26 protein-coding genes and 1 pseudogene are annotated in these 25095 nt (G+C 54.2%); 5 read left to right on the plus strand and 22 right to left on the minus strand.

Translation table 11 applies throughout. The annotated features are described in order from the left end of the window. Positions 1-3: 3 nt before the first annotated feature. The 14 genes and pseudogenes from hisM to pdxB form a co-directional block, all read right to left on the minus strand. Positions 4-720: a histidine ABC transporter permease HisM gene (hisM, locus tag OGV50_RS15970; RefSeq protein ID WP_012131463.1), complete on the minus strand. Its 717-nt coding sequence runs from the start codon at positions 718-720 to the stop codon at positions 4-6. Beyond that, positions 717-1403 (minus strand): histidine ABC transporter permease HisQ, encoded by a 687-nt coding sequence (locus tag OGV50_RS15975; RefSeq protein ID WP_012131462.1) that lies wholly within the window; start codon positions 1401-1403, stop codon positions 717-719. Before OGV50_RS15975 ends, hisM begins: the two co-directional genes overlap by 4 nt. Positions 1404-1588: 185 nt before the next feature. After that, complete coding sequence (gene hisJ, locus OGV50_RS15980) at positions 1589-2371, minus strand: histidine ABC transporter substrate-binding protein HisJ (RefSeq protein ID WP_012131461.1); 783 nt, start codon at positions 2369-2371, stop codon at positions 1589-1591. A 248-nt stretch (positions 2372-2619) separates the two neighbouring features. Next, entirely contained in the window at positions 2620-3402 is a 783-nt protein-coding gene (gene argT / locus OGV50_RS15985) for a lysine/arginine/ornithine ABC transporter substrate-binding protein ArgT (RefSeq protein ID WP_012131460.1), read from the minus strand. A gap of 288 nt (positions 3403-3690) precedes the next feature. Further along, positions 3691-4266 (minus strand): annotated as a pseudogene (locus tag OGV50_RS15990) (UbiX family flavin prenyltransferase); the annotation flags it as partial. A gap of 91 nt (positions 4267-4357) precedes the next feature. Further along, a complete protein-coding gene (gene purF / locus OGV50_RS15995; protein WP_012131457.1) occupies positions 4358-5875 on the minus strand; it encodes an amidophosphoribosyltransferase in 1518 nt (505 codons plus the stop codon). 35 nt (positions 5876-5910) lie between these two features. Then, positions 5911-6399 carry a colicin V production protein gene (gene cvpA, locus OGV50_RS16000; protein WP_012131456.1) on the minus strand — a complete coding sequence of 163 codons (489 nt, stop codon included), beginning with the start codon at positions 6397-6399 and terminating at the stop codon, positions 5911-5913. Between the two features lie 314 nt (positions 6400-6713). Then, on the minus strand, positions 6714-7397 hold the full coding sequence (gene dedD, locus OGV50_RS16005) for a cell division protein DedD (protein ID WP_012131455.1): 684 nt from the start codon (positions 7395-7397) through the stop codon (positions 6714-6716). Then, positions 7387-8655 (minus strand): bifunctional tetrahydrofolate synthase/dihydrofolate synthase, encoded by a 1269-nt coding sequence (gene folC / locus OGV50_RS16010; protein WP_115625758.1) that lies wholly within the window; start codon positions 8653-8655, stop codon positions 7387-7389. Before folC ends, dedD begins: the two co-directional genes overlap by 11 nt. Before the next feature lie 192 nt (positions 8656-8847). Continuing rightward, on the minus strand, positions 8848-9762 hold the full coding sequence (accD, locus tag OGV50_RS16015) for an acetyl-CoA carboxylase, carboxyltransferase subunit beta (RefSeq protein WP_012131453.1): 915 nt from the start codon (positions 9760-9762) through the stop codon (positions 8848-8850). Positions 9763-9914: 152 nt separating this feature from the next. Continuing rightward, complete coding sequence (locus tag OGV50_RS16020; RefSeq protein ID WP_012131452.1) at positions 9915-10574, minus strand: DedA family protein; 660 nt, start codon at positions 10572-10574, stop codon at positions 9915-9917. A 23-nt stretch (positions 10575-10597) separates the two neighbouring features. Further along, a complete protein-coding gene (truA, locus tag OGV50_RS16025; protein WP_012131451.1) occupies positions 10598-11410 on the minus strand; it encodes a tRNA pseudouridine(38-40) synthase TruA in 813 nt (270 codons plus the stop codon). After that, entirely contained in the window at positions 11410-12423 is a 1014-nt protein-coding gene (locus OGV50_RS16030) for an aspartate-semialdehyde dehydrogenase (protein WP_012131450.1), read from the minus strand. Before OGV50_RS16030 ends, truA begins: the two co-directional genes overlap by 1 nt. Positions 12424-12484: 61 nt before the next feature. After that, positions 12485-13621: a 4-phosphoerythronate dehydrogenase PdxB gene (pdxB, locus tag OGV50_RS16035; RefSeq protein ID WP_200090852.1), complete on the minus strand. Its 1137-nt coding sequence runs from the start codon at positions 13619-13621 to the stop codon at positions 12485-12487. Positions 13622-13723: 102 nt separating this feature from the next. Here pdxB and flk point away from each other — a divergent pair, with 102 nt between their 5' ends. Further along, positions 13724-14725: a flagella biosynthesis regulator Flk gene (flk, locus tag OGV50_RS16040; protein WP_049008705.1), complete on the plus strand. Its 1002-nt coding sequence runs from the start codon at positions 13724-13726 to the stop codon at positions 14723-14725. On the opposite strand, the gene OGV50_RS16045 is transcribed toward flk, so the two are convergent. Then, complete coding sequence (locus OGV50_RS16045) at positions 14722-15900, minus strand: MFS transporter (RefSeq protein WP_200090853.1); 1179 nt, start codon at positions 15898-15900, stop codon at positions 14722-14724. The genes flk and OGV50_RS16045 overlap by 4 nt on opposite strands. 179 nt (positions 15901-16079) lie before the next feature. Further along, positions 16080-16454 carry a MerR family transcriptional regulator gene (locus OGV50_RS16050; protein WP_104868399.1) on the minus strand — a complete coding sequence of 125 codons (375 nt, stop codon included), beginning with the start codon at positions 16452-16454 and terminating at the stop codon, positions 16080-16082. 173 nt (positions 16455-16627) lie between these two features. Between OGV50_RS16050 and OGV50_RS16055 the strand changes: the two genes are divergently transcribed. The 3 genes from OGV50_RS16055 to OGV50_RS16065 all read left to right on the plus strand — a co-directional run bounded on the left by OGV50_RS16055 (position 16628) and on the right by OGV50_RS16065 (position 17938). Further along, a complete protein-coding gene (locus OGV50_RS16055) occupies positions 16628-16876 on the plus strand; it encodes a helix-turn-helix domain-containing protein (protein WP_047462299.1) in 249 nt (82 codons plus the stop codon). Positions 16877-17039: 163 nt separating this feature from the next. Beyond that, on the plus strand, positions 17040-17408 hold the full coding sequence (locus OGV50_RS16060; protein WP_058667779.1) for a hypothetical protein: 369 nt from the start codon (positions 17040-17042) through the stop codon (positions 17406-17408). Continuing rightward, the gene (locus OGV50_RS16065) at positions 17408-17938 is read left to right on the plus strand and encodes a YqhG/Tai3 family protein (protein ID WP_047462296.1); all 531 of its coding nucleotides are present in this window, start codon (positions 17408-17410) and stop codon (positions 17936-17938) included. Before OGV50_RS16060 ends, OGV50_RS16065 begins: the two co-directional genes overlap by 1 nt. Positions 17939-18049: 111 nt before the next feature. On the opposite strand, the gene fabB is transcribed toward OGV50_RS16065, so the two are convergent. Beyond that, on the minus strand, positions 18050-19270 hold the full coding sequence (fabB, locus tag OGV50_RS16070) for a beta-ketoacyl-ACP synthase I (RefSeq protein WP_047462293.1): 1221 nt from the start codon (positions 19268-19270) through the stop codon (positions 18050-18052). Between the two features lie 158 nt (positions 19271-19428). Between fabB and mnmC the strand changes: the two genes are divergently transcribed. Then, complete coding sequence (gene mnmC / locus OGV50_RS16075; protein WP_200090854.1) at positions 19429-21429, plus strand: bifunctional tRNA (5-methylaminomethyl-2-thiouridine)(34)-methyltransferase MnmC2/FAD-dependent 5-carboxymethylaminomethyl-2-thiouridine(34) oxidoreductase MnmC1; 2001 nt, start codon at positions 19429-19431, stop codon at positions 21427-21429. Between the two features lie 68 nt (positions 21430-21497). Here the strand turns inward: mnmC and OGV50_RS16080 are convergent, their stop codons facing one another. The 5 genes from OGV50_RS16080 to aroC are packed head-to-tail and all read right to left on the minus strand — an operon-like array spanning position 21498 to position 25079. After that, entirely contained in the window at positions 21498-21776 is a 279-nt protein-coding gene (locus OGV50_RS16080) for a YfcL family protein (protein WP_012131443.1), read from the minus strand. A 32-nt stretch (positions 21777-21808) separates the two neighbouring features. Continuing rightward, positions 21809-22357, minus strand: coding sequence for an elongation factor P hydroxylase (locus OGV50_RS16085; RefSeq protein ID WP_200090855.1), 549 nt, complete (start codon positions 22355-22357; stop codon positions 21809-21811). Then, a complete protein-coding gene (locus tag OGV50_RS16090; protein ID WP_012131441.1) occupies positions 22357-23166 on the minus strand; it encodes a sulfite exporter TauE/SafE family protein in 810 nt (269 codons plus the stop codon). Before OGV50_RS16090 ends, OGV50_RS16085 begins: the two co-directional genes overlap by 1 nt. Then, on the minus strand, positions 23166-23990 hold the full coding sequence (gene mepA, locus OGV50_RS16095) for a penicillin-insensitive murein endopeptidase (protein ID WP_012131440.1): 825 nt from the start codon (positions 23988-23990) through the stop codon (positions 23166-23168). Before mepA ends, OGV50_RS16090 begins: the two co-directional genes overlap by 1 nt. A 3-nt stretch (positions 23991-23993) precedes the next feature. Beyond that, the gene (gene aroC / locus OGV50_RS16100; protein WP_012131439.1) at positions 23994-25079 is read right to left on the minus strand and encodes a chorismate synthase; all 1086 of its coding nucleotides are present in this window, start codon (positions 25077-25079) and stop codon (positions 23994-23996) included. Between the last annotated feature and the right edge of the window lie 16 nt (positions 25080-25095).

A 25095-nucleotide genomic window follows, 5' to 3' on the forward strand; every position in this document is an offset into this window, starting at 1 on the left:
TTCTCAGTGCGTTGAAGAAGGTTTCACGTGCTGGAGCCAGCGCTTTTCCGCTTTACGGAACAGGCTAATCAGGACATACGAAATAATCAAATACAGCACAGCGGCAATGCCGAATGCGGTAAACGGTTGATAGGTTGCCGAGTTAATATCACGGGCGATTTTCAGCAAATCCGGCACCGTCGCGGTAAACGCCAGCGCGGTTGAGTGCAGCATCAGGATCACTTCGTTACTGTATGCTGGCAGCGCGATACGCAGCGCGGAAGGTAAAATAATACAGCGATACATTTTGAACGATGAGAAGCCATACGCCCGCGCCGCTTCAATTTCCCCGTGCGGTACTGAACGGATGGCGCCAGCGAAAATCTCCGTGGTATAGGCGCAGGTATTCAGCGTCAACGCCAGAACGGTACAGTTAAGACCGCTACGGAAAAACGCGTTGAGGAGATCGGTTCCTTTCACGATCTCCAGCGTGTACATCCCGGAATAGAACACCAGCAGTTGCACATACAGCGGCGTACCGCGAAAAACATAGGTAAACAACCAGATGGGGAACTGGATAAATTTATTGCTGGAAACGCGGCCAATCGCCAAAAACAGCGCCAGGATGCCGCCCATCACCACCGAGGAGATCAGCAGCCACAGCGTAATGGCCACGCCGGTAAAGCGATAGCCATCGCTCCAGAGTAGGGATTTCCAGTACTCCTGAATAATCTCGATCACAGGTCAGCCCTCTTCACACCCACGGAGTAGCGGCGCTCGAGGAACAGCAGCACACCATTGGAAACCGTTGTAAATACCAGATAAATCAGCCCGCACACTACGGCGAAATAGAATGGCTCCCAGGTGCTCTTGCCGGCCAGCTGCGTGGCTTTGACCACATCTTCCAGCCCGAGCAGCGAAACCAGCGCCGTCGCTTTGAGGATAACCTGCCAGTTATTACCAATCCCCGGTAAGGCGTAGCGCATCATCGCCGGGAACATAATCCGCCGGAATATTTGCGAACCGGTGAAACCGAATGCCGTCGCCGCTTCAATATGCCCTTTGGGCACCGCCATAAACGCACCACGGAAGGTTTCCGTAAAGTACGCGCCATAGATAAAACCCAGGGTGATAATACCGGCGACCATCGGATCAATATCAATCTGCCCTATTCCCATCGCGTCGGTCACCGCATTGAGCGCGATTTGCAACCCGTAGAAAATCAGCAGCATTAAAACCAGATCCGGCACCCCGCGAATCAGGGTGGTATAGCCTTCGAAAATAAGTCCCGTCACCCGGTTTTGCGAAAGTTTCGCGCCCGCGCCGACAAGACCGATCAGCACGGCCAGCACAACTGAGCTGAGGGCCAGCTCAAGCGTGACAAGCGCGCCCTGAAAAATAACACCTGAAAACCCGTACAACATGCTGCCTGTCCTGTCGTGTGTGGTGAGTAAGACGCCTCTTTTGATCTCAGTCGAACCGTTAAATGCCGGATGGCGGCTTTGCCTTATCCGACCTACAAAATCTCTGTAGGCCTGATAAGCGCAGCGCCATCAGGCATAAAATCAGCGCGTCAAAAATCTGCGGGCGTTATCTGCACCAGCGGCGATTAACCGCCGTAAACATCAAAATCAAAGTACTTTTTCGCCAGCTTCTCGTAAGTACCGTCAGCACGCATTTCCGCAAATGCTTTGTTCAGGGCTTCGCGCAGTTCGTTATCCTCTTTGCGCAGCCCCATACCCGTACCCACACCGAACAGTTTCTCGTCTTTCACCGACGGGCCGCCGAATTTGTAATCTTTGCCTACAGGCTGCTTCAGGAAGCCTTCGCTGGCTGCGACTTCATCCTGGAAAGCGGCATCGATACGCCCTGCCGTCAGGTCGGAATAGATATTGTCCTGACCCTGGTAAGAGACGATTTCAATGCCTTTCGGCGCCCAGTGCTCATTACCAAACGTTTCCTGCGTGGTGCCCTGCAATACGCCAACACGCTTGCCTTTCAGGGACTCAACGGTCGGCTGGATATCAGAATCTTTGGCGACGACCAGGCGAGAGTCTGCTGCATAGAACTTGTCGGTAAACGCGATTTCCTGCTGACGCTTTTCGGTGATGGAAAGCGAGGACATGATGGCATCGATTTTCTTCGCTTTTAACGACGGGATCAGCGCATCCAGCGGGTTTTCCACGAAGGTACATTGTGTATTAATGCGTTTGCACAGCTCTTTGGCCAGATCGATATCAAAACCGACCAATTCACCCTGTGCATTTTTCGATTCAAAAGGGGCATAAGTCGGATCGGTACCGATACGAACTTTTTGCGGAATGGCTGCAAATGCTGCGGTAGCACTGGAGAAAGCCAGGACCAGAGAAAGAGACAACACCAGTTTTTTCATAACTATCCTCAACAGACTGTCTTTTATAGGGGATCTTTACAGGACCAGGTGCAGTTATCGTGCCATTAATCGGGCCGACAAGGCAAAGCATTCTACCCTGTCAGCCGGTTTATTTTGCATGAAAAGCGCTTAAGTATGCATTCATGCTCATTTTGACAGCGACAAACGCACCATGATGGTGCAAATCTCTCATCACGCACCGTGATGGTTAACCAAAACGGTGCGCAACACTCCCCCGCAGCGACCTGTCAGTCGCCGTAGACGTTAAAGTCAAAGTACTTTTTCGCCATCTTGTCGTAGGTGCCGTCAGCACGCAGATCGCTCAGCGCTTTATCAAACGCCGCTTTCAGCTCGGTATCGTCTTTACGCAAGCCAACCCCGGTGCCGTCGCCAAAGTACTTTTTATCTTTCACGGAAGGACCGGCAAACGCATAGTCCTTGCCCGCAGGCTGTTTGAGGAACCCTTCGCTGGCCGCAACTTCATCCTGCAATGCAGCATCAAGACGGCCCGCCGTCAGGTCGGAATAGATGAGATCCTGGTTCGCGTAGGCCACAACATCCACGCCTTTGCTGCGCCAGTTATCATTCGCATAGGCTTCCTGAGTGGAGCCTTGCAGTACGCCAACGTGCTTGCCCTTCAGCGAGTCAATCGTCGGCTGGACAGATGAGCCTTTCGCGGCAATCAGGCGCGAGTCGGCGGCATACAGTTTGTCGGAGAAGGCAATCTCCTGCTGGCGTTTCTCGGTAATGGAGAGCGATGAAATGATGGCATCGATTTTCTTCGCTTTCAGGGAAGGAATCAGCGCGTCAAAATCGCTGCCGACCCAGGTGCATTTGATCTGCATACGCTTGCACATCTCATTGCCCAGATCGATATCAAAACCGACAAAATCCCCTTTGGCATCTTTCGATGAGAAAGGCGCATATGTCGCGTCTGTACCAATACGAACCGTCTGCGGTAGCGCTGCGTAGCTGGCCGCCGTTGCGGAAAGTCCTACCAGCAAAGACAAAGCGAGAACTGTCTTCTTCATACATAACCCTCAAGTGGCGTAATTTTATTATGTTTTGCATTGTGTTGTGTGTTTGCAGACTTTTTCATGCAGGTCTTATGCCATTTTCACGTCGGCGTCCCTATTTGACGTTAAATATGTTAATAAAACGTTGCAATATTGTCCTGATGTTGAAGATAGCAGGTATGACGGTTGAACCGCAGCGTTTCGGTCGCTTTTAGCGAATTAAATGTTGAGGATATGATCGCGGTTACAAAATTGCCCTGAAACAGGGCAATTTATGCAAAAACGCACTGTGAGCGGGCAGCGTTATGCGCCCTGCCAACGGGTGAAAAGATCGTGCGGCAACGTGATATCAAACTGATCCAGAACTCGATTAACCGTCTGATTAATCACATCATCCAGCGTTTGCGGGCAATGATAAAACGCGGGAACCGGTGGCATAATAACGGCGCCAATTTCAGCCGCCTGAGTCATGAGGCGCAAGTGTCCTAAATGCAGCGGCGTTTCCCGCACGCACAACACCAGCGGGCGGCGCTCTTTCAGGACAACATCCGCCGCACGGGTGAGAAGTCCGTCAGTATAGCTGTGTACAATACCGGAGAGCGTTTTGATCGAGCACGGTAAAATCACCATCCCCGCCGTCTGAAAGGAGCCAGAAGAGATACTGGCGGCAATATCGCGCGCATCATGGGTGACATCGGCCAGAGCCTGCACCTCCCGCAAGGAAAATTCGGTTTCCAGCGCAAGCGTCTGACGCGCAGCCGGACTCATCACCAGGTGGGTCTCCACATCCGCCACGTCACGCAGAACCTGCAACAAGCGCACGCCATAAATCGCGCCGCTGGCGCCGCTAATCCCTACAATGAGTCGTTTCATGATTTTTGCCCTTTCTTGCGTCTGGGCTGACTTTGCAGGATTTTACGGGGCGTTGCAAGCAAGGGCGCGGATTGCGCGCCCTTGCCGGGAGGAGAGATTAACCTTCGTTATGCATTTCCAGGTTTTCCACTTCGTTCTGACGCTGCATCGCTTTGACGTCATCATTACGCAGGGAATCCAGATAGTCGAGATACTGCTGGTCAACGTCTTTTGTGACATACACGCCGTTAAAGACCGAACATTCAAACTGCTGAATATCCGGGTTCTCAGCGCGAACAGCTTCAATCAGATCGTCCAGATCCTGGAAGATAAGCCCATCAGCGCCGATGATCTGGCGAATTTCATCCACTTCACGACCGTGAGCAATCAGCTCATTTGCCGTCGGCATATCGATACCGTAAACGTTCGGGAAGCGAATTTCCGGCGCCGCAGAAGCCAGATAGACCTTCTTCGCGCCGGCTTCACGGGCCATCTCAATAATCTGTTCAGAGGTGGTGCCGCGCACGATGGAGTCATCCACCAGCAGGACGTTCTTATCGCGGAATTCAGCGCGGTTGGCGTTCAGCTTGCGACGCACGGACTTACGGCGCAACTGCTGGCCCGGCATGATAAACGTCCGGCCAACGTAGCGGTTTTTCACAAAGCCCTGGCGGTACGGTTTACCCAGAATGCGGGCGATTTCCAGCGCGATATCGCAGGAGGTTTCTGGAATCGGGATCACCACGTCGATATCCAGATCTTCCCATTCACGGGCAATTTTTTCGCCCAGCTTCGTCCCCATATTCACGCGGGCGCTGTAGACGGAAATTTTATCGATGAACGAGTCCGGGCGCGCAAAGTAGACGTATTCGAACAGGCACGGATTGCTGACCGGGTTATCCGCGCACTGGCGGGTAAACAACTGGCCTTTTTCGGTGATGTACACCGCTTCGCCCGGCGCCACATCGCGCAGGAATTCGAAGCCCAGCGTATCAAGCGCCACGCTTTCGGACGCAACCATATATTCAGTGCGGCCATCGCCAATGTCGCGCTTGCCCAGCACCAGCGGGCGGATGCCGTTCGGATCGCGGAAAGCCACCATACCGTGCCCGATAATCATCGCCACACAGGCATACGCGCCGCGAATCTGGCGGTTGGTCGCGGCAATGGCGGCAAAGATATTATCGGCTTCCAGCGGATAATGACGGAAGTTATCCAGCTCGCTGGCAAAAATATTGAGCAGGATTTCAGAATCTGACGTGGTGTTGATGTGACGACGTTTTTCTTCAAACAGCTTTTTACGCAGCTCATGCGCGTTGGTCAGGTTGCCGTTATGAGCAAGCGTGATGCCATACGGCGAGTTGACGTAAAAAGGTTGAGCTTCGGAGGCGCTGGAGCTGCCAGCCGTTGGGTAACGCACATGCCCGATGCCCATATTGCCCTGCATACGCTGCATATGGCGAGCTTCAAAAACATCGCTCACCAGTCCGTTTGCCTTACGCAAGCGGAAGCAGTTGTTGGCATCAATGGTGATGATGCCAGCGGCATCCTGACCACGATGCTGGAGCACCGTTAACGCGTCATAAATCGACTGGTTTACCGGCATAACACCGGCGATACCGACAATACCGCACATACGTCTTTTCCTCGTTAAGCCACATCTCAGAACCGTTACGTTCTGGGCAAGAAACTTGACGAGCTTTGCAGATAGTCAAAGAACCATCTGATGATGAAACTGAACTGCGGGATAAGCTGCGACTTGCTCCAGTCTTCGCTTTTCGACAGGCCGGTAAACGTATCGAGAAAGAACAGAATGGCGGCGACGATTAACGCTCCTCGCAGCGCGCCAAAACAGATCCCCAACACCCTGTCAGTACCCGACAGGCCGGTTTTCTCCACCAGCTGACCTATCACAAAGTTCACGATAGCGCCGACGATAAGCGTCGCGATAAACAGTATCGCGATAGCAATCCCATTTCGAACCAGTTCGTCTTCAAAGCCCGTAAACCAGACAGACAGGTAAGTGTAGTAATGGCTGGCGACAAAGAAAGCACAACCCCATGTCACCAACGATAACGCTTCACGAACAAAGCCACGGATCAGGCTAACCAGACAGGAAAAACCAATCACCGCGATAATGGCGTAATCAATCCAGACCATATGTGTCCCACGATTTTACGCCCTGTCGTCCTGTTCGGGGCGCATTCTAACAGAAAAAGAAAACGTTTGCGTAGGGATTTCCTTCCCGTGCGTAAATAAAAATGGCGCTGAAAAAATATTCAACGCCATCAAACTTTTTGCCTCTTCGGGCATTGCCGGATGGCGGTGCAAGCACCTTATCCGGCCTACAAAACAGTACACCGTAGGCCTGGCTGAACTCCGCGCGGATGGCGGGCAAGCACCTTATCCGGCCTGGAAAACAGTACACCGTAGGCCTGATAAGACGCGCAGCGTCGCCATCAGGCAGCGGTGGCTTAGTTCGGGCTGTAACCCATCACCACGCCACTCAAACCGGAGATCTGCTGTAACTCGCCAAGAGAATTTTTCAGCTTGTCTCTTGAGGCGTCAGGCCCGACGAGGATACGGGTTATTTTACCCTGTACCGGCGTTGACGGAGAAGTATATACCCGGAAGCCCGCGCCACGAAGTTTACCCACTATCTCATTGACCTTATCGGCATTTTTCAACGCCCCCAACTGCACAACGTACGCTTTACCCGTTGGCGCGGGTTTTTCTTCAGCAGCAGGTTTCGGCTCAGGCGCCGGTGTCGGCGTTGCCGCTACCGGTTGCTGCGGCTTCGGCTGTGGTTTCGGCTTTTCAACCGGTTTCGGTTTCGGCGGCTCAACAGGTGCGGGGACAGGATCGAAACTGGCGTTGTTTTCCGCAGCAAAACGGGAAGGGTCCAGAGACGGCGCTGCCGCATCTCCGGCACGCACCTCCTCAGCAGCGCCTTCAGGCGGCTGGGTCGGCAACGCCTGTGTTGCGGCTGGCATCATATCAGGCTCATCGCGATCGCCAGGCTTTGGCACCAGCGGGATCGCCGCAAACTCATCCTGATAGTGTTTTTTCTGCCCGTCGAGCAACCCGGGAAGCACAATCACCCCGAGAGCGACCAGCACGATTGTGCCAACTAAACGATTCTGAAACTTACTCGCCACCGCTTCTCCCCGCGTCCATCACTTCCATGACATGTGCAACCGTGTGAAATGATCCACACACCAGCACGGTATCTTCTGGTTTCGCCTCTGCCAGCGCTGCATGCCACGCCAGCGCGACACTGTCATAGACAGTGCCTTTGCCCAGATGTTCCAGCAATTGCTCCGCCGTCGCGCCGCGCGGCCCTTCCAGCGGCGCGCAATACCAGTCGTCGACCACGCTTTTCAGCCAGGCTAACGTCCCTGCGATATCTTTATCATGTAGCATACCGATAACGGCAAGTATACGCCCGTTTTTCGGCAACATTTTCAGGCGTTCTGTCAGATATTCCGCAGCATGGGGATTATGTGCGACATCCAGAATCACCCGTGGCGATTCGCTCACTATCTGGAAACGACCGGGCAAAATCGCCCGGGCAATGCCGTCACGAATCGCCTGCTCGTTGATGTTCAGCCCGCTGGCGCGCAGTGCCGCCAGCGCGGTGGCGGCGTTAGGCTGAGGCACCTGCGGCAGCGGAAGATTCGCCAGCGTACCTTCGCCGTCCGTAAACGACCAGCCGTCGCCCGTCACATCATAATGCCAGTCCACGCCGCGACGCTGTAACTGCGCCCCGGTTTCCTGCGCCACATCGGCGATGGTATACGGCATTTCCGGTTCGCCGACGATAGCCGGTTTTTCCGCCCGGAAGATCCCCGCCTTCTCACGCCCGATACTTTCGCGGTCCGGCCCCAGCCAGTCGGTATGATCCAACGCAATGCTGGTCACTACCGCAACATCCGCATCAACAATATTGGTCGCGTCCAGACGTCCGCCCAGCCCGACTTCCAGAATCACCACGTCAAGCTGAGCCTGCTTAAACAGCCACAGCGCCGACAGCGTGCCATATTCAAAGTAGGTCAGAGAAATGTCTTCGCGCGCGGCCTCAATCTCGGCGAACGAGGCGGTATGAGCAGACTCCGGCAACTCGTTTCCCTGCACGCGAACGCGCTCGGTATAGCGCACAAGATGCGGAGAACTGTAGACGCCCACTTTATAGCCCGCCGCCGTCAGCACAGACTCCAGCGTGCGGCAGGTTGTTCCTTTACCGTTAGTACCCGCCACCGTAAAGACAAACGGCGCGGGTTTCAGCACGCCCAGACGCGCCGCAACCCGGCTTACGCGTTCCAGACCCAAATCGATAGTTTTACTGTGCAGGTTTTCCAGATAAGAAAGCCACGCTGCCAGGGGCGACGCGGCTTGGGGAATGCGTTTATTGTCCATGATGCCTGTAAATTTATTACGTTGAGAAAAGCAAAAGGCAGCGCCAGCTGGCCCTGCCCTTTTGTACTCGTCGTCTTTCAAGCTGCAGGTGTGTTGGCTGCTCTCGCTCACCCGAATCACTTGCCTGTGCAAGCTCATCGGGATTCGCTCTCTTGCCGCCTTCCTGCAACTCGAAATCCATAGAGTAAATTATCAGGCCTCGGGTTCCTGATCGGGTACCGGCGGCACCACCTCGCCTTCGCGCGGCGCATCCGGGTTCGGCGCCGGAAGATTCATCAGCTTCGCCAGAACGCTTGCCAGTTTCAGGCGCATTTCCGGGCGGCGGACGATCATATCGATAGCGCCTTTTTCAATCAGAAACTCACTGCGCTGGAATCCCGGCGGCAGTTTCTCACGTACGGTTTGTTCAATAACACGCGGGCCCGCAAAACCGATTAACGCTTTCGGTTCTGCAATGTTGAGATCGCCGAGCATCGCAAAACTTGCGGAAACGCCGCCCATTGTCGGATCGGTCAACACGGAGATATACGGCAGACCACGCTCCTGCATTTTCGCCAGCGCAGCGGAGGTTTTCGCCATCTGCATCAGCGACATCAGCGCTTCCTGCATACGCGCGCCGCCGGAAGCGGAGAAGCAGATCAGCGGGCAGTTATCTTCCAGCGCCTGCTCAACGGCACGGACAAAACGCGCGCCGACCACAGACCCCATAGAACCGCCCATAAAGGAGAACTCAAACGCCGCCGCAACAATCGGCATATCGTGGAGCGTACCTTTCATCACCACCAGCGCGTCTTTCTCGCCGGTTTCCTTCTGCGCGGAAGCCAGACGATCTTTATACTTCTTGGAGTCGCGGAACTTCAGCACATCTTTCGGCTCAAGTTCGCTGCCCAGTTCCACAAGGCTTCCTTCATCTAACAGGCTATGCAGGCGATTGCGCGCCGACATGCGCATATGATGGTCACACTTCGGACAGACCTCAAGATTACGTTCCAGCTCAGCACGGTATAAAACCTGACCGCAGCTATCACACTTGGTCCACACCCCTTCAGGAATGCTTGCCTTGCGGGTGGGAGTAATGTTGCTTTTAATTCGTTCAATCCAGCTCATTAGTGACCTTTCTGCCTGAACCTTAGTCGTCAGCTTTGTTATCAGGAGCGCATAATGCCATTTTTGCCCCCAACAGACTATGAATGTTGCACATTAAAACATAACAGCCCGAAACTTTGGATAAAAAAGTGGTCGAACCGCTGAGTTACTTTCTATTTTGCGGCACGCGACGCAGCGCGCTTATGGCGAATGATTTCAACCACGCCTGGCAATATCGACACCACAATAATCCCTACGATCAGTAACTTAAGGTTATCCTGAATCATAGGGATCGTACCGAAGAAATACCCCGCATATGTGAAGAGCAGCACCCATAAAAGCGCGCCAATGACGTTATACGCGGCAAAATGGCGATAAGACATATGTCCCATACCCGCAACAAACGGCGCAAAGGTTCTGACAATCGGGACAAAACGGGCCAGAATAATGGTTTTTCCGCCATGCTTTTCATAAAACTGGTGCGTCTTATCAAGGTAACTGCGACGGAAAATTTTTGAATTCGGGTTACTGAACAACCGTTCGCCAAACAATCTGCCGATCGTGTAGTTCACCGCGTCGCCGACAATCGCGGCGATCAGCATTAACATCACCATAATATGTACGTTGAGATCGTTGGTTTCCAGCGACGCCAACGCCCCCGCCACAAACAGCAACGAATCCCCCGGCAGAAACGGCGTCACCACCAGTCCGGTTTCACAAAACAGGATCAGGAACAGAATGGCATATACCCAGACGCCGTATTCCGCGACCAGCTCCGCCAGGTGCACGTCAATGTGCAGGATAAAATCAATCAGAAAATAAATCAGGTCCATATTGATGCCTTATACGACTCAAATTAGTCCGCCAGAAACAGCGGGCCCAGTGGCGTTTTGGGAAGGTCAAACCGTTCCGGGTAATCAACCGCAACCAGATACAACCCTTCCGCTTTCGCCGTTGCTGCTGAAAGCCGCCTGTCCTTCGCCGCCAGCAACTCTGCTATCCAGCTCTCCGGCTGGTTGTGGGCGCCTACTTCCATCAGGCTACCGACAATATTCCTGACCATATGATGTACAAAGGCATTGGCTTTGATATCAACCACCACATACGCACCGTGACGCGTCACGTTAATGTGCATCACGTTTCGCCACGGCGTACGCGACTGGCACTGTACCGCGCGAAACGAGGTAAAATCATTTTCACCAATCAGACACTGCGCCGCCCGGTGCATACGTTCTGCGTCCAGCGGCTCATAAAAGTGCGTAACCCCATGACCTAAAATCGCCGGGCGCAACCGATGATTGTAGATGATGTAGCGATAACGGCGAGCCGTTGCGCTAAACCGGGCGTGAAAATCCTCAGGTACAGCTTTAACCCAACGAACCGCGATGTCACCAGGTAAATTCGCATTTACACCCAGCGTCCACGCCGCGTCTTTACGCAACGCGGTGGTTTCAAAATGCACCACCTGCCCCGTTCCGTGTACGCCAGCGTCTGTCCGCCCGGCGCAAAACACGTTAACAGGTTCGTTGGCAACCTGAGAAAGCGCTTTTTCCAGCTTTTCCTGAACGCTGCGCACTTCGTTCTGGCGTTGCCAGCCATAATATTTGCTGCCGTCGTACTCAATGCCCAGCGCAATTTTATAAACTGGCGGTTGTTCCACTGCTGACATCAGTACAGGTACTCCTGCACCAGTTTTTCCGCGGTTTTGACCGCCATCAGCGCGCCGCCAAAGCGAACGTTATCGGCCACCGACCAGAACTGAACCTGCTCCGGCATGCCATAGTCGTTACGCACACAGCCGACAGAAAGCTGCGGATTGCCAGACGCATCGCCCACCTGAGTCGGGAAGTCAGTCTCTTCAGACAGCACAATATCTTCGCCGCGAGAAAAGGCATCGCGCGCCTCTTCCGCCGCCAGCGGGCGCAGCGCTTCAAAACTGACCATTTGCGCATGGCCATAAAATACCGGCGACTGAATGCAGCTGGCGGAAATCATCAGCCCGTCGTCCTGCAAAATCTTACGCACTTCATCAACGATACGGCGCTCTTCGCGCACGCTGCCTTCACTGTCCGGCAGGAGCGGCAGCATGTTAAACGCCAGTTGGCGACCAAAGAAATCATCTTCGTCGATAGGGATACCGTTGAGCAGTTTCGCGCTCTGACCGGCCAGCGCATCCACCGCTTTTTTCCCGTGTGCCGAGGCAGAAAGCAGGCTGGTGACGCTAATGCGCGACAGACCGCCTTCATCAATCAGCGGCTTCAGCGAGGCCAGCAACTGGCTGGTCAGGCTGTTGGCTACGGCGATCACATTGCGGTTGCGGTAATCGGCCAGCACAGACGGGTTCACTTCCGGCACCACTAATGGCACATCCGGTTCCAGGGCAAACAGGCCGCTGCTGTCGATCACCAGACAGCCCGCATTGGTGGCTTCCTCAACCCATGCGGCAGAGGCTTCAGCGCCAGCGACAAAAAACGCCAACTGCGCCTGCGTCCAGTCAAAATCAGCAACATCCTGCACAATGACCGACTTGCCGCTATAGCGCAGATGTTCGCCCGCACTTTCATTACGCGCCAGCGCATAAATCTCACCGACCGGGAACTGACGTTCAGCCAGCGTTTCGAGCAGGGCTTCGCCTACGGCGCCTGTTGCGCCCAGGATGGCAATGTTCCAGCCTTCAGACATGGTGGTTTACTCCAGAAATAGCAAAGCTCCCCGCGCTATGCAGGGAGCGACAAAAAGAATGTTAATGGGCCGGATGATGAACGGCGTTGAAACCGAGCTTATGCAGCAGCGTGGCGGCACTGGCATCGTCGCACATCACGTACAAGGAAGACCATTCACGGCGCTCAAGGTAATTCTTACGCAGCTTATCAAACTCGCCCGGAATTCCGGCGACTTTACGCAGTGGCGCATCATCGCGGCGCACATCATACACCAAATGCGCCAGCCTTTTCAGCGTCGGCTGATCCAGCGGGCCATGCAGCGTAATACGCCCAAACTCCGGCGCGGGTAGCAGCGTATCCAGCGCCACTTTTTGCCCCCGTCCGATAAACGTACTATAGGCTTCAAAGACCTGCGTGGTGCCGCGCGCCTTCCCTTCCAGGGTATAACCGGCAATGTGCGATGTGCCGATATCAATTTTTTCCAGCAGCGCCACGTTAAGATCGGGCTCCCCTTCCCAGACATCAAGCACCACGCTCAGCGACTGCCCGGCATTCAGGCGCGCCAGCAGCGCGGTGTTATCCACCACCGGGCCGCGACAGGCGTTAATCAGAATCGTCCCCGGCTTCAGCCGCCCGATCAGCGCCTCATCCGCCAGGTGCAGCGTCTTGTAGGGCCCCTCTTTATACAACGGCGTGTGGAACGTCAGAATATCCGCTTCCTGGACCAGCTCATCCAGCGAGCGGAAATCACCTTCATCGCCCCGGTCCGCACGCGGCGGATCGCACAGCAAAGTGCGAATGCCCAACGCTTCCAGCCTCGCCTGCAAGCGAGCGCCAACATTACCTACGCCGACAATCCCCACGGTGCGGTCGCTTAAAGCAAAGCCGTCACGCTCCGCCAGCATCAGTAAAGCGGAAAAGACATATTCAACAACAGCGATGGCATTGCAGCCAGGCGCCGCTGAAAACCCCACACCAGCCTGCTTAAGCCATGCCTCATCCACATGATCGGTCCCGGCGGTTGCGGTGCCGACAAATTTGATGGATTTCCCCCCAAGCAGCGCTTCATTCACTTTGGTGACTGAACGCACCATTAACGCATCCGCATCATCAAGTTCTGCAACGGGAATGGGGCGACCGGGAACCGCTTTGACCTCGCCCAGACGGCTAAATAATTCGCGGGCATAAGGCATATTTTCATCAACGAGGATTTTCACGTCTGCGTACCTGTTTGAGAACGAGAGTTAACCGGGCAAGTGTGCCATAATCTGGCCGCCAGGCATACTTTGCTAAGATTTATGGTTTAAGGATAAGTGATGATGCAACCCATTTCCGGTACTCCCGCACGCCCTCCCGGTGAAGGTCAGACTGCGCCTTCCGTTGCCGGAGAACAGCCGCTATCCACCCAGCAGCGCACGGTGCTGGAACGCCTGATTACGCGTCTGATTTCGCTGACGCAACAGCAAAGCGCGGAAGTCTGGGCCGGAATGAAACACGATCTGGGCGTAAAAAGCGACACGCCGTTACTGTCGCGTCACTTCCCCGCCGCAGAACAAAATCTCACGCAACGCCTGAGCGTCGCTCAGCAGAACCACGCGAATCGTCAGGTACTCTCGCAGTTGACGGAATTATTGAGCCAGGGGAACAACCGCCAGGCCGTCAGCGATTTTATTCGCCAACAGTACGGTCAGACGGCGCTCAGCCAGTTAACGCCCGAGCAGTTAAAGAATGTGCTGACGCTACTGCAACAGGGGCAACTTTCCATTCCTCAGCCTCAACAACGTCCGCCAACCGACAGACCGTTATTGCCTGCCGAGCATAATACGCTCAACCAACTGGTGACGAAGCTGGCCGCCGCGACGGGCGAATCGGGCAAACTTATCTGGCAGTCCATGCTGGAACTTTCCGGTGTGAAAAGCGGCGAGCTGATCCCTGCAAAACAGTTCACGCACCTGGTCACCTGGCTTCAAGCGCGCCAGACCCTCAGCAACCAGAGCGCGCCCACCCTACAGACGCTACAGGCGGCGCTAAAACTGCCGCTGGAGCCGAATGAATTCACGGCGTTAAGAGATTACGCCCAACAGACATATCAGGCGTTGCCGCATACAATTCTGACAACCGCTCAGGTTCAGGATCTGCTGAACCAGGTCTTTCTGCGCCGCGTTGCGCGCGAAAGAGAGTTAACCGAGCCGCATCACATTCAGCCGATATACAGCCCGTTCGCCCCGATGATTGAAACCATCAAATCCGTAACGGCGCGACCGGGGCTGATCTTTATCGCACTGGCGGTTGCCTTCATTCTGTTCTGGCTGGTGTCTTAACCCCGGCGAAACGACAGCAGCGTCACCACAATCCCCACGACGGCAGAAATCGCCCCGGCGAGGAATACGGAAGAGTAGCCGCACGAGGTGGCTAACAGCCCGGCCAGCGGGCCGGTAACGCCGTAGGAGATGTCCTGAAACGCGGCATAGCCGCCAAGTGCCGTACCGCGTACCTGAGAAGGTACGCGCTTCACCACTTCAACGCCCAGCGCCGGGAAGATGAGCGAGCACCCTGCCCCGGTTAACGCCGCGCCCAATAGCGCAATCCAGGCCACAGGCGCCAGCCAAAGCAGCACCAGCCCTGCCGTTTCGACCAAAAGGGACGCAACCGCCACCTTCACACCGCCAAAGCGATCCGGCATCCAGCCAAACAGCACGCGCATCAGCACGAAAGCGCCGCCAAACGCGGTCAACGTAAAACCGGCCATCGCCCAGCCTTTACTGGCGAAATAGAGTGAAATAAAGGTGCCGATAACGGCGAAACCAACCCCCTGTAGCGCCAGCCCCAGGCCCGGCTTCCAGATGAGGCCGACGACGCTCCACAGCGACGGACGTTCGCCCGCGTGCGCAGGTACTTTACGCACGGCGCCATTAAATGCCCAGGCCAGCAGCGGCAGCACCATTGTTGTTCCTGCCAGCGCCGCAAAACCGTAATGGCTGTGAATCAGTAAACCAAGCGGCGCACCGGCAGCCAGCGCGCCGTAAATCGCCATGCCATTCCACGACATCACTTTACCGGAGCGCGAAGGCCCAACCAGCCCCATCCCCCAGGTCAGGGTTCCGGTCAGTAGCTGGCTTTCGCCAAAACCCAGGATCAGTCGCCCGACAATCAGCAACGCGAATTTTACAGGTACAGAAACAGGTAACAACGCCGCCAACAGCCACGCGCCCCCCGCCAGCGCGCAGGCCAACATCCCCTGTAGCGCGGAACGTTTGGCACCATATTGATCGGCCAGTCGCCCGGCGTAACCACGGGTCAATACCGTTGCAAGGAATTGAATGCCCACCGCGATGCCGACCATCGTGTTGCCATAGCCCAGCTCATGATGAACAAAAAGAGGGATTACAGGTAACGGTAAACCGACCGTCATATAGGTCAGAAAAACCGCAAAAGCGATACGAAAAAGCGAAAAATTCGCAGAAGGTGTTTTTTCTTTTTGGGATACAGCTGTCATGCGTTACTCCAGAATGCAGAGTAAGGCGAGGAAATGCCACGCCCCCTCCACCTGACCATCAGGATTAAGGTGCGTTGGATAACGTTAAACGCTTACGCATTATCATGGGGATAATGTTGAGCGTGAAGTCTGCCTGTGAGCCGCTAAACTTGTCAACCTTGAAATCTCAGGAAGTTGTATCAAAACGAAGACTTGTCATCGAACAGAAAGGGAAAGACGGCATCGATTCCCTTTGTCCTGAACAGCCCGGTCACCTGTATACGTTGCCCCGGCGTCAGTAGCCTGAATATCATATCCCAGATCTCTTTGGGTTCCACTTCCTGGTCGAAGGCATTCTCCAGCGTTAGCACTGCCTCATTTTCGTTCAAATAAGGACGGAGGTAGAGAGGAAAAACAGAAATATGGTACTCCTCAGCTTTCGATTTAGCACGCTTACGTTTGACACTCTCTTTCCCCTCACTGTACTTATTCAAACGTTCACGAACCGCAGGCACACTTCCTGGAAACCCCGGTAATGCAAGACACTCCTTAACCGTGAACCACTCTTTTGCCATCAGTTTCTTTCCTTTTCCCTGATGAAATAAAAATATTTTTTCTTTTGCGCGAAATTTCAGGTTTATTCTGGCAATATTCTTATAATGAAAAAGAAAGTAACGTTCTTTTTGTCGCGCTAATTTATAACCTGAAAAATATCGGCGCCGATAACACATCTTCTTAGGATTACAGAATGGAACACAAAAGCCAAGACTGGCATCGTGCAGATATTAAAAGTGCACTGGAAAAAAGAGGAATTACGCTCAGAGATCTTTCACGAGCAGCTGGATTATCTCCCGACTCGTTACGCAATGTATTTACCCGCCATTGGCCCAGAGCAGAGCTGATCATTGCGGTGGCGCTGGAGACCACACCAGATGTGATTTGGCCTTCGCGCTACATTTCTGGTCATGAGGAACCACATCAGCGTTCAGAAGAATAAAACACTATAAATCCAGAAATATTTTTCAGGTCAATATTATTTGGCATATTAAATACAATCAAATTATTTATAATTCTTTTTTATAGCACATATTACCTATATACCCCATTATTACAGTGATAATTAATTAACGGATCACGTAATAACATCCAAAGGATATAATATGGTCTGGGATATAAGAACAGCAACAAACTATGCAAAGCATCACGCTCATACACACTCAATCAAAAAATGTGCTGAATATACACGAAAGGCAATCCGTGCCGGAGGCATAGATATAGGGAACACTGGGCACGCCAAAGATTATGGTTCTCTTTTAATGCACGCGGGTTTCAGACCCGTCTCTCCTTATGAGTCCCCGCGAGCAGGTGATGTTGTCATTTTGCAACCGTATGAGGGAGGAAACCCAAGCGGTCATATGGCTATATTTGATGGACAAGACTGGTATTCCGATTTCAAACAACGTGATATGTGGGCAGGTCCTGGTTACAGAGCAGCAAAACCACAATATACGATATACAGGAGGAACTAATGCGGTTTATTCTCCCATTAATCCTTTTACTGTTATCCGCATGTAATGTTCACAATGATACAAGTAGTCGTAACATGGTGAGTCAATTCTACCCCCAGTACATGGCAATATACGCCAGCGATAACGATAAGAGCCTTATCAATTACACCAATCCTATTTATGAAAAATATGTTTCAACTGAAATTATTCGCAGATTAAAGAAAATTGACGATTATTATGAGCAGGAAATCGTGGCGTCAGACTACTTTATGTACGTGCAGGACTACGCGCCGGAATGGATCGCTAAATTCCACGCAGGAACAGCCAGTGCTTTTTTGGGAGGTGAAAAAGTGGATGTATGGCTTGGCGATTCCGATACCCGCCTTATCCATTTAATGGTGTACACTCGCCGAGAAAATGGCCAATGGAAAATTTATCGGGTACGCGATCTTACCCACCAGTTTGAACACCCGATCTACGATGCAGGCGCTATTGCCCGCGCCAGGGCGTGGTCGGCAAAAGTCGCGCAGGAATACGAAAACAAGCAATAAAAAAGGGAGCCATTATCGGCTCCCCTGTAGGCCTGATAAGCGAAGCGCCATCAGGCAAACGTTGATGTCGGATAGCGGCGTAAACGCCTTATCCGCCCAACGTCTTCAGATTTACGCTTTCAGCTTACGCATAACCAACGTCGCGTTAGTGCCGCCAAAGCCGAAGCTGTTGGACATGACGGTCGTCAGTTCGCGATCGGTGGCTTCGGTTACGATGTTCAGACCTGCCGCTTGCTCGTCCATCTCTTCAATGTTGATGCTCGGCGCGATAAAGCCGTGTTCCAGCATCAGCAGCGAATAGATAGCTTCCTGCACGCCAGCCGCACCCAGAGAGTGACCGGTCATCGCTTTGGTCGCGGAGATAGCCGGGCTCTTATCGCCAAAGACTTCACGAATTGCGCCCAGTTCTTTCACGTCGCCTACCGGCGTAGAAGTACCGTGGGAGTTCAGGTAGTCAATCGGAGTGTCAACGCCATGCATCGCCATCTGCATGCAGCGCACTGCGCCTTCGCCTGACGGTGCAACCATGTCAGCGCCATCAGACGTTGCGCCATAACCGACGATTTCTGCATAGATGTGCGCGCCGCGCGCCAGAGCGTGTTCCAGTTCTTCAACCACAACCATACCGCCGCCGCCCGCGATAACGAAACCATCACGGTTCGCATCATAGGTACGAGAAGCTTTAGACGGATCGTCGTTGTATTTGGTGGACAGTGCGCCCATCGCATCGAATTCACACGCCATTTCCCAGCACAGCTCTTCACCGCCGCCGGCAAAGACGATGTCCTGTTTGCCCAGTTGAATCTGTTCAACCGCGTTGCCGATGCAGTGCGCAGAGGTCGCGCAAGCAGAGCTGATGGAGTAGTTCACGCCGTGGATTTTAAACGGCGTAGCGAGGCAGGCAGAAACGCCGGAGGCCATCGCTTTGGTCACTACATACGGGCCAACGGCTTTCAGACCACGCGGGCTACGCATGGCATCTGCGCCAAAGACCTGGAATTTCGGGGAGCCGCCGCCGGAACCTGCAATCAGGCCAACGCGCGGGTTATTCTGGTAAGTTTCTACAGAGAGACCCGCATCAGCAATCGCCTGCTCCATAGAAAGGTAAGCATAGATGGATGCGTCGCTCATAAAGCGCACTACTTTGCGGTCAATGAGGCCAGTGGTATCCAGTTTGACGTTACCCCAAACATGGCTACGCATGCCGGAGTCCTTCAGCTCCTGAGAGAAAGTGATCCCTGAACGTCCTTCACGCAGAGATGCCAGGACTTCCTGCTGGTTATTACCGATGCTGGAAACGATGCCCAGGCCAGTAATCACTGCACGTTTCATTCAATACCTCTGTAAGTCGCACTATTTTAAGATTCGACTCGCACAATAGCGTACACTTGTACGCCGAACAAGTCCGATCAGCCAATTAATATGGAAATTTGCGCCTCCGGGCGCACATCGCTAAGATCGTGACACTGCCTGTCAGACGAGTAACTTACGTGAAACAATACGCTATACAACCTGCCAACCTTGAATTCAACGCTGAGGGTACACCTGTTTCCCGAGATTTCGATGACGTCTACTTTTCCAATGATAATGGGCTGGAAGAGACGCGTTATGTTTTTCTCGGCGGCAATCAGCTTGAGGAGCGTTTTCCGCTGCACCCTCGCCCATTATTCGTGGTGGCGGAGAGCGGTTTCGGCACTGGCCTTAACTTCCTGACGCTCTGGCAGGCATTCTCGCAGTTTCGCGATGCTCACCCTGAGGCTACGCTACAAAGATTACATTTTATCAGTTTTGAAAAATTTCCCCTGACGCAGGCCGATCTCGCGTTAGCCCATCAACACTGGTCAGAGCTTGCTCCCTGGGCACAGCAGCTACACGCGCAGTGGCCGCTGCCGCTGGCCGGGTGCCATCGTCTGATTCTTGATGACGGTCGTGTGACGCTGGATCTCTGGTTCGGCGATATTAATGAGCTGACGGGGAAACTGGATGAATCCCTGAACCAGAAAGTGGACGCCTGGTTTCTGGATGGTTTTGCCCCCGCGAAAAACCCTGACATGTGGACGCAGAATCTGTTTTCCACCATGGCGCGACTGGCTCGCCCCGGCGGAACGCTGGCGACGTTTACCTCTGCGGGATTCGTGCGCCGGGGGTTGCAGGAGGCAGGGTTCACGATGCAAAAACGCAAAGGTTTTGGCCGCAAGCGTGAAATGCTTTGCGGCGTCATGGCACACGCGCTGACGTCCCCCTCCCCGACGCCGTGGTTCACCCGCAGCGGCAGCGCCAAACGAGACGTCGCAATCATCGGCGGTGGCATCGCCAGCGCGCTGCTGTCGCTGGCGCTTCTGCGCCGCGGCTGGCAGGTAACGCTCTATTGTTCAGATGAGCAGCCCGCGCAAGGCGCATCCGGCAATCGCCAGGGGGCGCTTTATCCCCTGCTCAGCAAACACGATGCGGCGATTAACCTCTTTTTCCCGAGCGCGTTTACGTTCGCGCGGCGTCTGTATGACGCGCTGCCGGTGACTTTCGACCATGACTGGTGCGGCGTCACGCAACTGGGCTGGGACGAAAAGAGCCAGCACAAAATCGATCAGATGCTGTCGCTGGCGTTGCCCGATGCGCTCGCAGTGGCTGTAGATCCAGACCAGGCGCAGCAGGAAACAGGCGTGGCGACACACTGTCGCGGAATAACGTATCCGGCTGGCGGCTGGCTGTGCCCAGCACAGTTAACCGCTGCGCTGCTGGCGCTAGCGGCCACACAAGGGCTGCGGAGGCATTACACACACACGCTCACCGCCCTTTCGCGCCAGGCCACAGGCTGGCAGTTGCAATTTGCAGAGGGTAAGGCAGTTGAACATGAGGTGGTCGTGCTGGCAAACGGGCATCAGATTAACCACGTTGACCAGACGCGTCCGTTACCGGTCTATTCGGTGGCTGGTCAGGTGAGCCATATCCCGACGACGCCTGCGCTTTCCGCATTACGCCAGGTGCTGTGCTACGACGGATACCTCACGCCGCAAAACCCTGCCACTCATCAGCACTGCATTGGCGCCAGTTACCATCGCGGCAGTGAGGAAACTGCCTATCGTGAAGACGATCAGCAGCAGAATCGCCAGCGCTTGATCGACTGCTTCCCGGATGCCGCATGGGCAAAAGAGGTTGATATCAGCGAAAAAGCGGCGCGCTGTGGCGTACGCTGCGCCACGCGTGATCATCTGCCGATGGTCGGAAATGTGCCGGACTATGATGCAACGCTCGCACAATACGCCGCCCTTGCCAGACAGAAAGACGCCGCCGAACGCGCGCCGGTTTATCCTGATTTGTTTATGCTGGGAGCGCTCGGATCGCGCGGGTTGTGTTCAGCCCCGCTCTGTGCGGAAATTCTCGCGGCGCAAATGAGTGAAGAGCCCATTCCGATGGATGCTGACACGCTGGCGGCGTTAAACCCGAATCGTCTGTGGGTACGGAAGTTATTGAAGGGAAAAGCGGTGAAATAAGTCCATCCGTTGGATGAACGTTAACGCCACCCGGCAAGGTGAAAATGCCGGATGGCGACGCATCCGGCCTACGCGTTAATGGCCTTCTGGAACAGGTTATCCCACATCTCTTTCACTAACGCCTGGTCACGCGGCGACAACTCGCCTGCGCCAATCGCTTTTTCCAGGCTGCTGGTGACGTTGGCATACACCGCTTCTGCGGAATGGTCATCACCGCCTTCCAGTTCTGCAACTGCTAACGTCAGGTGGCCACGCAGATATCCGCTGGCAAACAGCTCGTCATCGCTTGCGTGCTCTACCATATCGTCGATTAATGCCAGAATGCGTGATTCAAACTCCGCGATCATCTTCTTTCCTCATTGTAAACGTGGCGTCGGCCTCAGTTGAGCGCTTCCGGCCACGGGAACTGTTCCGCCGTAATGTCAGGCGTGTGATAATAATTCTGTAACGCTTTAATAAACCGGGCCGGGCGTTCAGGAATGCCTTTTCCCAGGTACTCCATCACCTGAGCATGAACCCGGCGCTGAAATACCACGCGATCCGGTTCGAAGTCCCCTTCCAGATTGTCGCAACTGACGTTAAACGGATAACCCGCCGCCACGCAAAACAACCAGTCAAAGGCCTGCGGTTTCACTTCCACGTCTTCAAACTGGCTTTGGGTCTGCGCATCACGCCCATCCGGGCAATACCAGTAACCAAAATCCACCAGCTCGCGACGCGCCTTTCCGGCAATACACCAGTGCGAAATCTCATGCAGCGCGCTGGCGTAAAAGCCGTGCGCAAAAACAATCCGGTGGTACGGCACGTCCGCATCAGCAGGAAGATAGACCGGTTCGTCATCGCCTTTAATCAGACGGGTATTAAAATCGTCGGCAAAGCAGCCGTTAAAAATATCAATTAGCTGTTGGTAATGATGCGTACTGTTCATTAGTTCATCCCCAGCAAGTGGAGAATCTCCTGTCCGTGGTTATCATAAAGTAGTTTGGCGCTCATCACCGCAGAGACGATGACAATCATCGGGCGAATGAGCTTCTGTCCTTTGCTTAACACCAGTCGCGAGCCCATACGAGCGCCCAGAAACTGGCCAATCAGCATCACGAAACCTGTCGCCCAAATGACTTTACCGCCAATAGCGAACAGCAACAGGCCGCCAATATTCGAGGTGGCATTCAACACTTTGGCATGGGCGGTGGATTTCGCCAGGTTGTACCCGCACAGCGTCACAAACGCCAGCGCGTAAAACGATCCGGCTGCCGGGCCGAAGAAGCCATCGTAGAATCCGACGCAGCCCCCGGCGACCAGCGCGAAAGGCAGGCCATAAAGCCGACGCTGACGATCCTCTTCGCCGAGTTTCGGCATCAACAGGAAGTAAAGGCCAATACAAATAACCAGCACCGGTAAAATCTGCCGCAAAATGCTCGCCTGGACATATTGCACCAGTAACGCGCCGCTCATTGAGCCAATGAACGTCATCAGAATATTAAGTTTCTGATCGGCAAGATTAACCACTTTGCGACGAATGAAATAGATTGACGCGGAGAGTGAGCCGCCGCAGGCCTGCAATTTATTGGTCGCCAGCGCCTGTGCTGGCGACATGCCTGCCGCCATTAATGCAGGGATCGTTAATAAGCCGCCTCCCCCCGCCAGCGAATCAATAAATCCAGCCAGCATTGCCACGAAAAAAAGAACAATCAATAACAGCGGGGACACCATAAACAGATTTAAAAAATTGTCCATTAGAGTACATGCTCATCCAGTAGCGCCTGGCAGGAAGGCGGCAACGGTGGCGGTGTCTTCTTCTCAGGCTTTGTTGTTCCAGGTTCAGGAGGTTCAAACCAACTTTGTAGTTCTGCGCCGCATCCATCGCCAGGCGGAGGCAAAGGCTGATCTTCGCACTCCAGGCTGTCGGCAGGGCAACGTAATCGTACATGCATATGCGCACGATGCTGGAACCAGGGTCGCACTTTACGCAACCAGTCACGATCGGTTCCGGCATCCAGGCATAACTGCTGTTTAATGGCAGGATTAACAAAAATACGCGTGACGTCGTTATCTTCCGCCGCCAGTTTGATCAGGCTGGAAATTTCCGGCTTCCACAGCGAAGGCACCACATGTTTGCCGTCGCGGGAGACCAGGTCAATTGCCTGAGGTCGCAGTAGCTGCGCCTGCGTCCAGCGTGTTTTCGGCAGTTGCAGAAAAATATCGACATCGAGCCCGGTCTGGTGGCTGGCATGTCCGCCGTTGAACCGCCCGCCCGCAGGCATCCCCATATCGCCGATCAACACCGTTCCAAACCCAAGGTTGCTGACCTGAGTGCTCAGTCGTTGAATAAACATCACGAGATCGGGATGACCAAAATAGCGGCGCTGATCGGTACGCATCACCTGATAGTGTTCGGACTGCACGGGAAGCGTGTCTGCCCCAACAATGCAGCCATTCGAAAAGCCGCCGATGGATTGCGCACTTCCGGGAACAGGATGCGTAATTTTCTGCCAGGGCGTCGCCGCCAGGCTGGCGCTGCTGACCAGAAGAGCCAGCAACGCGAGTGCCGTTTTTTTCATTGATTACCAGCGTGGAATATCAGTCTTTACATCCGCATTTTGCGCGCGCTGACGCAGAAGGTGATCCATCAGCACGATCGCCAGCATGGCCTCAGCGATCGGCACGGCGCGGATCCCAACGCACGGATCGTGACGCCCTTTGGTGATCATCTCGACTTCTTCACCAAAGCGGTTAATCGTACGTCCCGGCACCGTAATACTGGAAGTGGGTTTCAGCGCCATATGTGCAACAATTTGTTGCCCGCTGCTGATACCGCCGAGAATACCGCCCGCATGGTTGCTCAGGAAGCCCTCTTTGGTAATTTCATCGCGATTCTGGCTACCTCGCAACGCGACCACATCAAACCCATCGCCAATCTCCACGCCTTTTACCGCGTTGATGCTCATCAGCGCATGAGCGATGTCCGCATCCAGACGGTCAAAGACCGGTTCACCAAGCCCTGCCGGAACGCCGTTTGCCACGACGGTCACTTTTGCCCCAATCGAATCGCCCTCTTTCTTCAGGGCGCGCATCAGTTCATCCAGCGCGTCGATTTTATCTGGATCAGGACAGAAAAACGGGTTTTGTTCAACCTGCTGCCAGTCTTTGATTTCAAGCGGAATATCGCCCATCTGGGTCAGACACCCCTGAATGACGATGCCGTGTTTCTCCGCCAGATATTTTTTAGCAATCGCGCCAGCCGCGACGCGCATCGCCGTTTCACGGGCGGAAGAACGACCGCCGCCACGGTAATCGCGCAGACCGTATTTCTGCTCGTAGGTATAGTCGGCATGGCCCGGGCGGAAAACGTCCTTAATGGCGCTGTAATCCTGTGAACGCTGATCGGTATTTTCAATCAACAGGCCAATGCTGGTGCCCGTCGTCACGCCTTCAAAGACACCGGAGAGAATTTTCACCTGGTCCGGTTCACGACGCTGGGTCGTGTAACGCGAGGTTCCCGGACGGCGTCTGTCGAGATCGTGTTGCAGGTCGGCTTCTGTTAGCGGAATGCCCGGCGGAACGCCGTCAACGATACAACCGAGCGCCAGCCCGTGTGATTCACCAAAAGTCGTTACGCGAAAGAGTTGTCCAAGTGTATTTCCTGCCATCACGGCTCCGTTATCG

The sequence above is a fragment of the Citrobacter sp. CK180 genome (assembly GCF_030333655.1).
In the GTDB taxonomy this organism is placed as follows: domain Bacteria; phylum Pseudomonadota; class Gammaproteobacteria; order Enterobacterales; family Enterobacteriaceae; genus Citrobacter_B; species Citrobacter_B koseri.

Excerpts from the sequence above, each read along its gene's own strand:
- hisJ (WP_012131461.1), bottom strand. The coding sequence starts at position 2,371 with ATGAAAAAACTGGTGTTGTCTCTTTCTCTGGTCCTGGCTTTCTCCAGT.
- OGV50_RS16065 (WP_047462296.1), top strand. The coding sequence starts at position 17,408 with ATGCGGTTTATTCTCCCATTAATCCTTTTACTGTTATCCGCATGTAAT.
- OGV50_RS16060 (WP_058667779.1), top strand. The coding sequence starts at position 17,040 with ATGGTCTGGGATATAAGAACAGCAACAAACTATGCAAAGCATCACGCT.
- flk (WP_049008705.1), top strand. The coding sequence starts at position 13,724 with ATGCAACCCATTTCCGGTACTCCCGCACGCCCTCCCGGTGAAGGTCAG.
- OGV50_RS16045 (WP_200090853.1), bottom strand. The coding sequence starts at position 15,900 with ATGACAGCTGTATCCCAAAAAGAAAAAACACCTTCTGCGAATTTTTCG.
- OGV50_RS16030 (WP_012131450.1), bottom strand. The coding sequence starts at position 12,423 with ATGTCTGAAGGCTGGAACATTGCCATCCTGGGCGCAACAGGCGCCGTA.
- OGV50_RS16050 (WP_104868399.1), bottom strand. The coding sequence starts at position 16,454 with ATGGCAAAAGAGTGGTTCACGGTTAAGGAGTGTCTTGCATTACCGGGG.
- OGV50_RS16080 (WP_012131443.1), bottom strand. The coding sequence starts at position 21,776 with ATGATCGCGGAGTTTGAATCACGCATTCTGGCATTAATCGACGATATG.
- purF (WP_012131457.1), bottom strand. The coding sequence starts at position 5,875 with ATGTGCGGTATTGTCGGTATCGCCGGTGTTATGCCGGTAAACCAGTCG.
- mepA (WP_012131440.1), bottom strand. The coding sequence starts at position 23,990 with ATGAAAAAAACGGCACTCGCGTTGCTGGCTCTTCTGGTCAGCAGCGCC.
- aroC (WP_012131439.1), bottom strand. The coding sequence starts at position 25,079 with ATGGCAGGAAATACACTTGGACAACTCTTTCGCGTAACGACTTTTGGT.
- argT (WP_012131460.1), bottom strand. The coding sequence starts at position 3,402 with ATGAAGAAGACAGTTCTCGCTTTGTCTTTGCTGGTAGGACTTTCCGCA.
- truA (WP_012131451.1), bottom strand. The coding sequence starts at position 11,410 with ATGTCAGCAGTGGAACAACCGCCAGTTTATAAAATTGCGCTGGGCATT.
- OGV50_RS16090 (WP_012131441.1), bottom strand. The coding sequence starts at position 23,166 with ATGGACAATTTTTTAAATCTGTTTATGGTGTCCCCGCTGTTATTGATT.
- OGV50_RS16020 (WP_012131452.1), bottom strand. The coding sequence starts at position 10,574 with ATGGACCTGATTTATTTTCTGATTGATTTTATCCTGCACATTGACGTG.
- folC (WP_115625758.1), bottom strand. The coding sequence starts at position 8,655 with ATGGACAATAAACGCATTCCCCAAGCCGCGTCGCCCCTGGCAGCGTGG.
- cvpA (WP_012131456.1), bottom strand. The coding sequence starts at position 6,399 with ATGGTCTGGATTGATTACGCCATTATCGCGGTGATTGGTTTTTCCTGT.
- accD (WP_012131453.1), bottom strand. The coding sequence starts at position 9,762 with ATGAGCTGGATTGAACGAATTAAAAGCAACATTACTCCCACCCGCAAG.
- OGV50_RS15975 (WP_012131462.1), bottom strand. The coding sequence starts at position 1,403 with ATGTTGTACGGGTTTTCAGGTGTTATTTTTCAGGGCGCGCTTGTCACG.
- OGV50_RS16055 (WP_047462299.1), top strand. The coding sequence starts at position 16,628 with ATGGAACACAAAAGCCAAGACTGGCATCGTGCAGATATTAAAAGTGCA.
- OGV50_RS16085 (WP_200090855.1), bottom strand. The coding sequence starts at position 22,357 with ATGAACAGTACGCATCATTACCAACAGCTAATTGATATTTTTAACGGC.
- fabB (WP_047462293.1), bottom strand. The coding sequence starts at position 19,270 with ATGAAACGTGCAGTGATTACTGGCCTGGGCATCGTTTCCAGCATCGGT.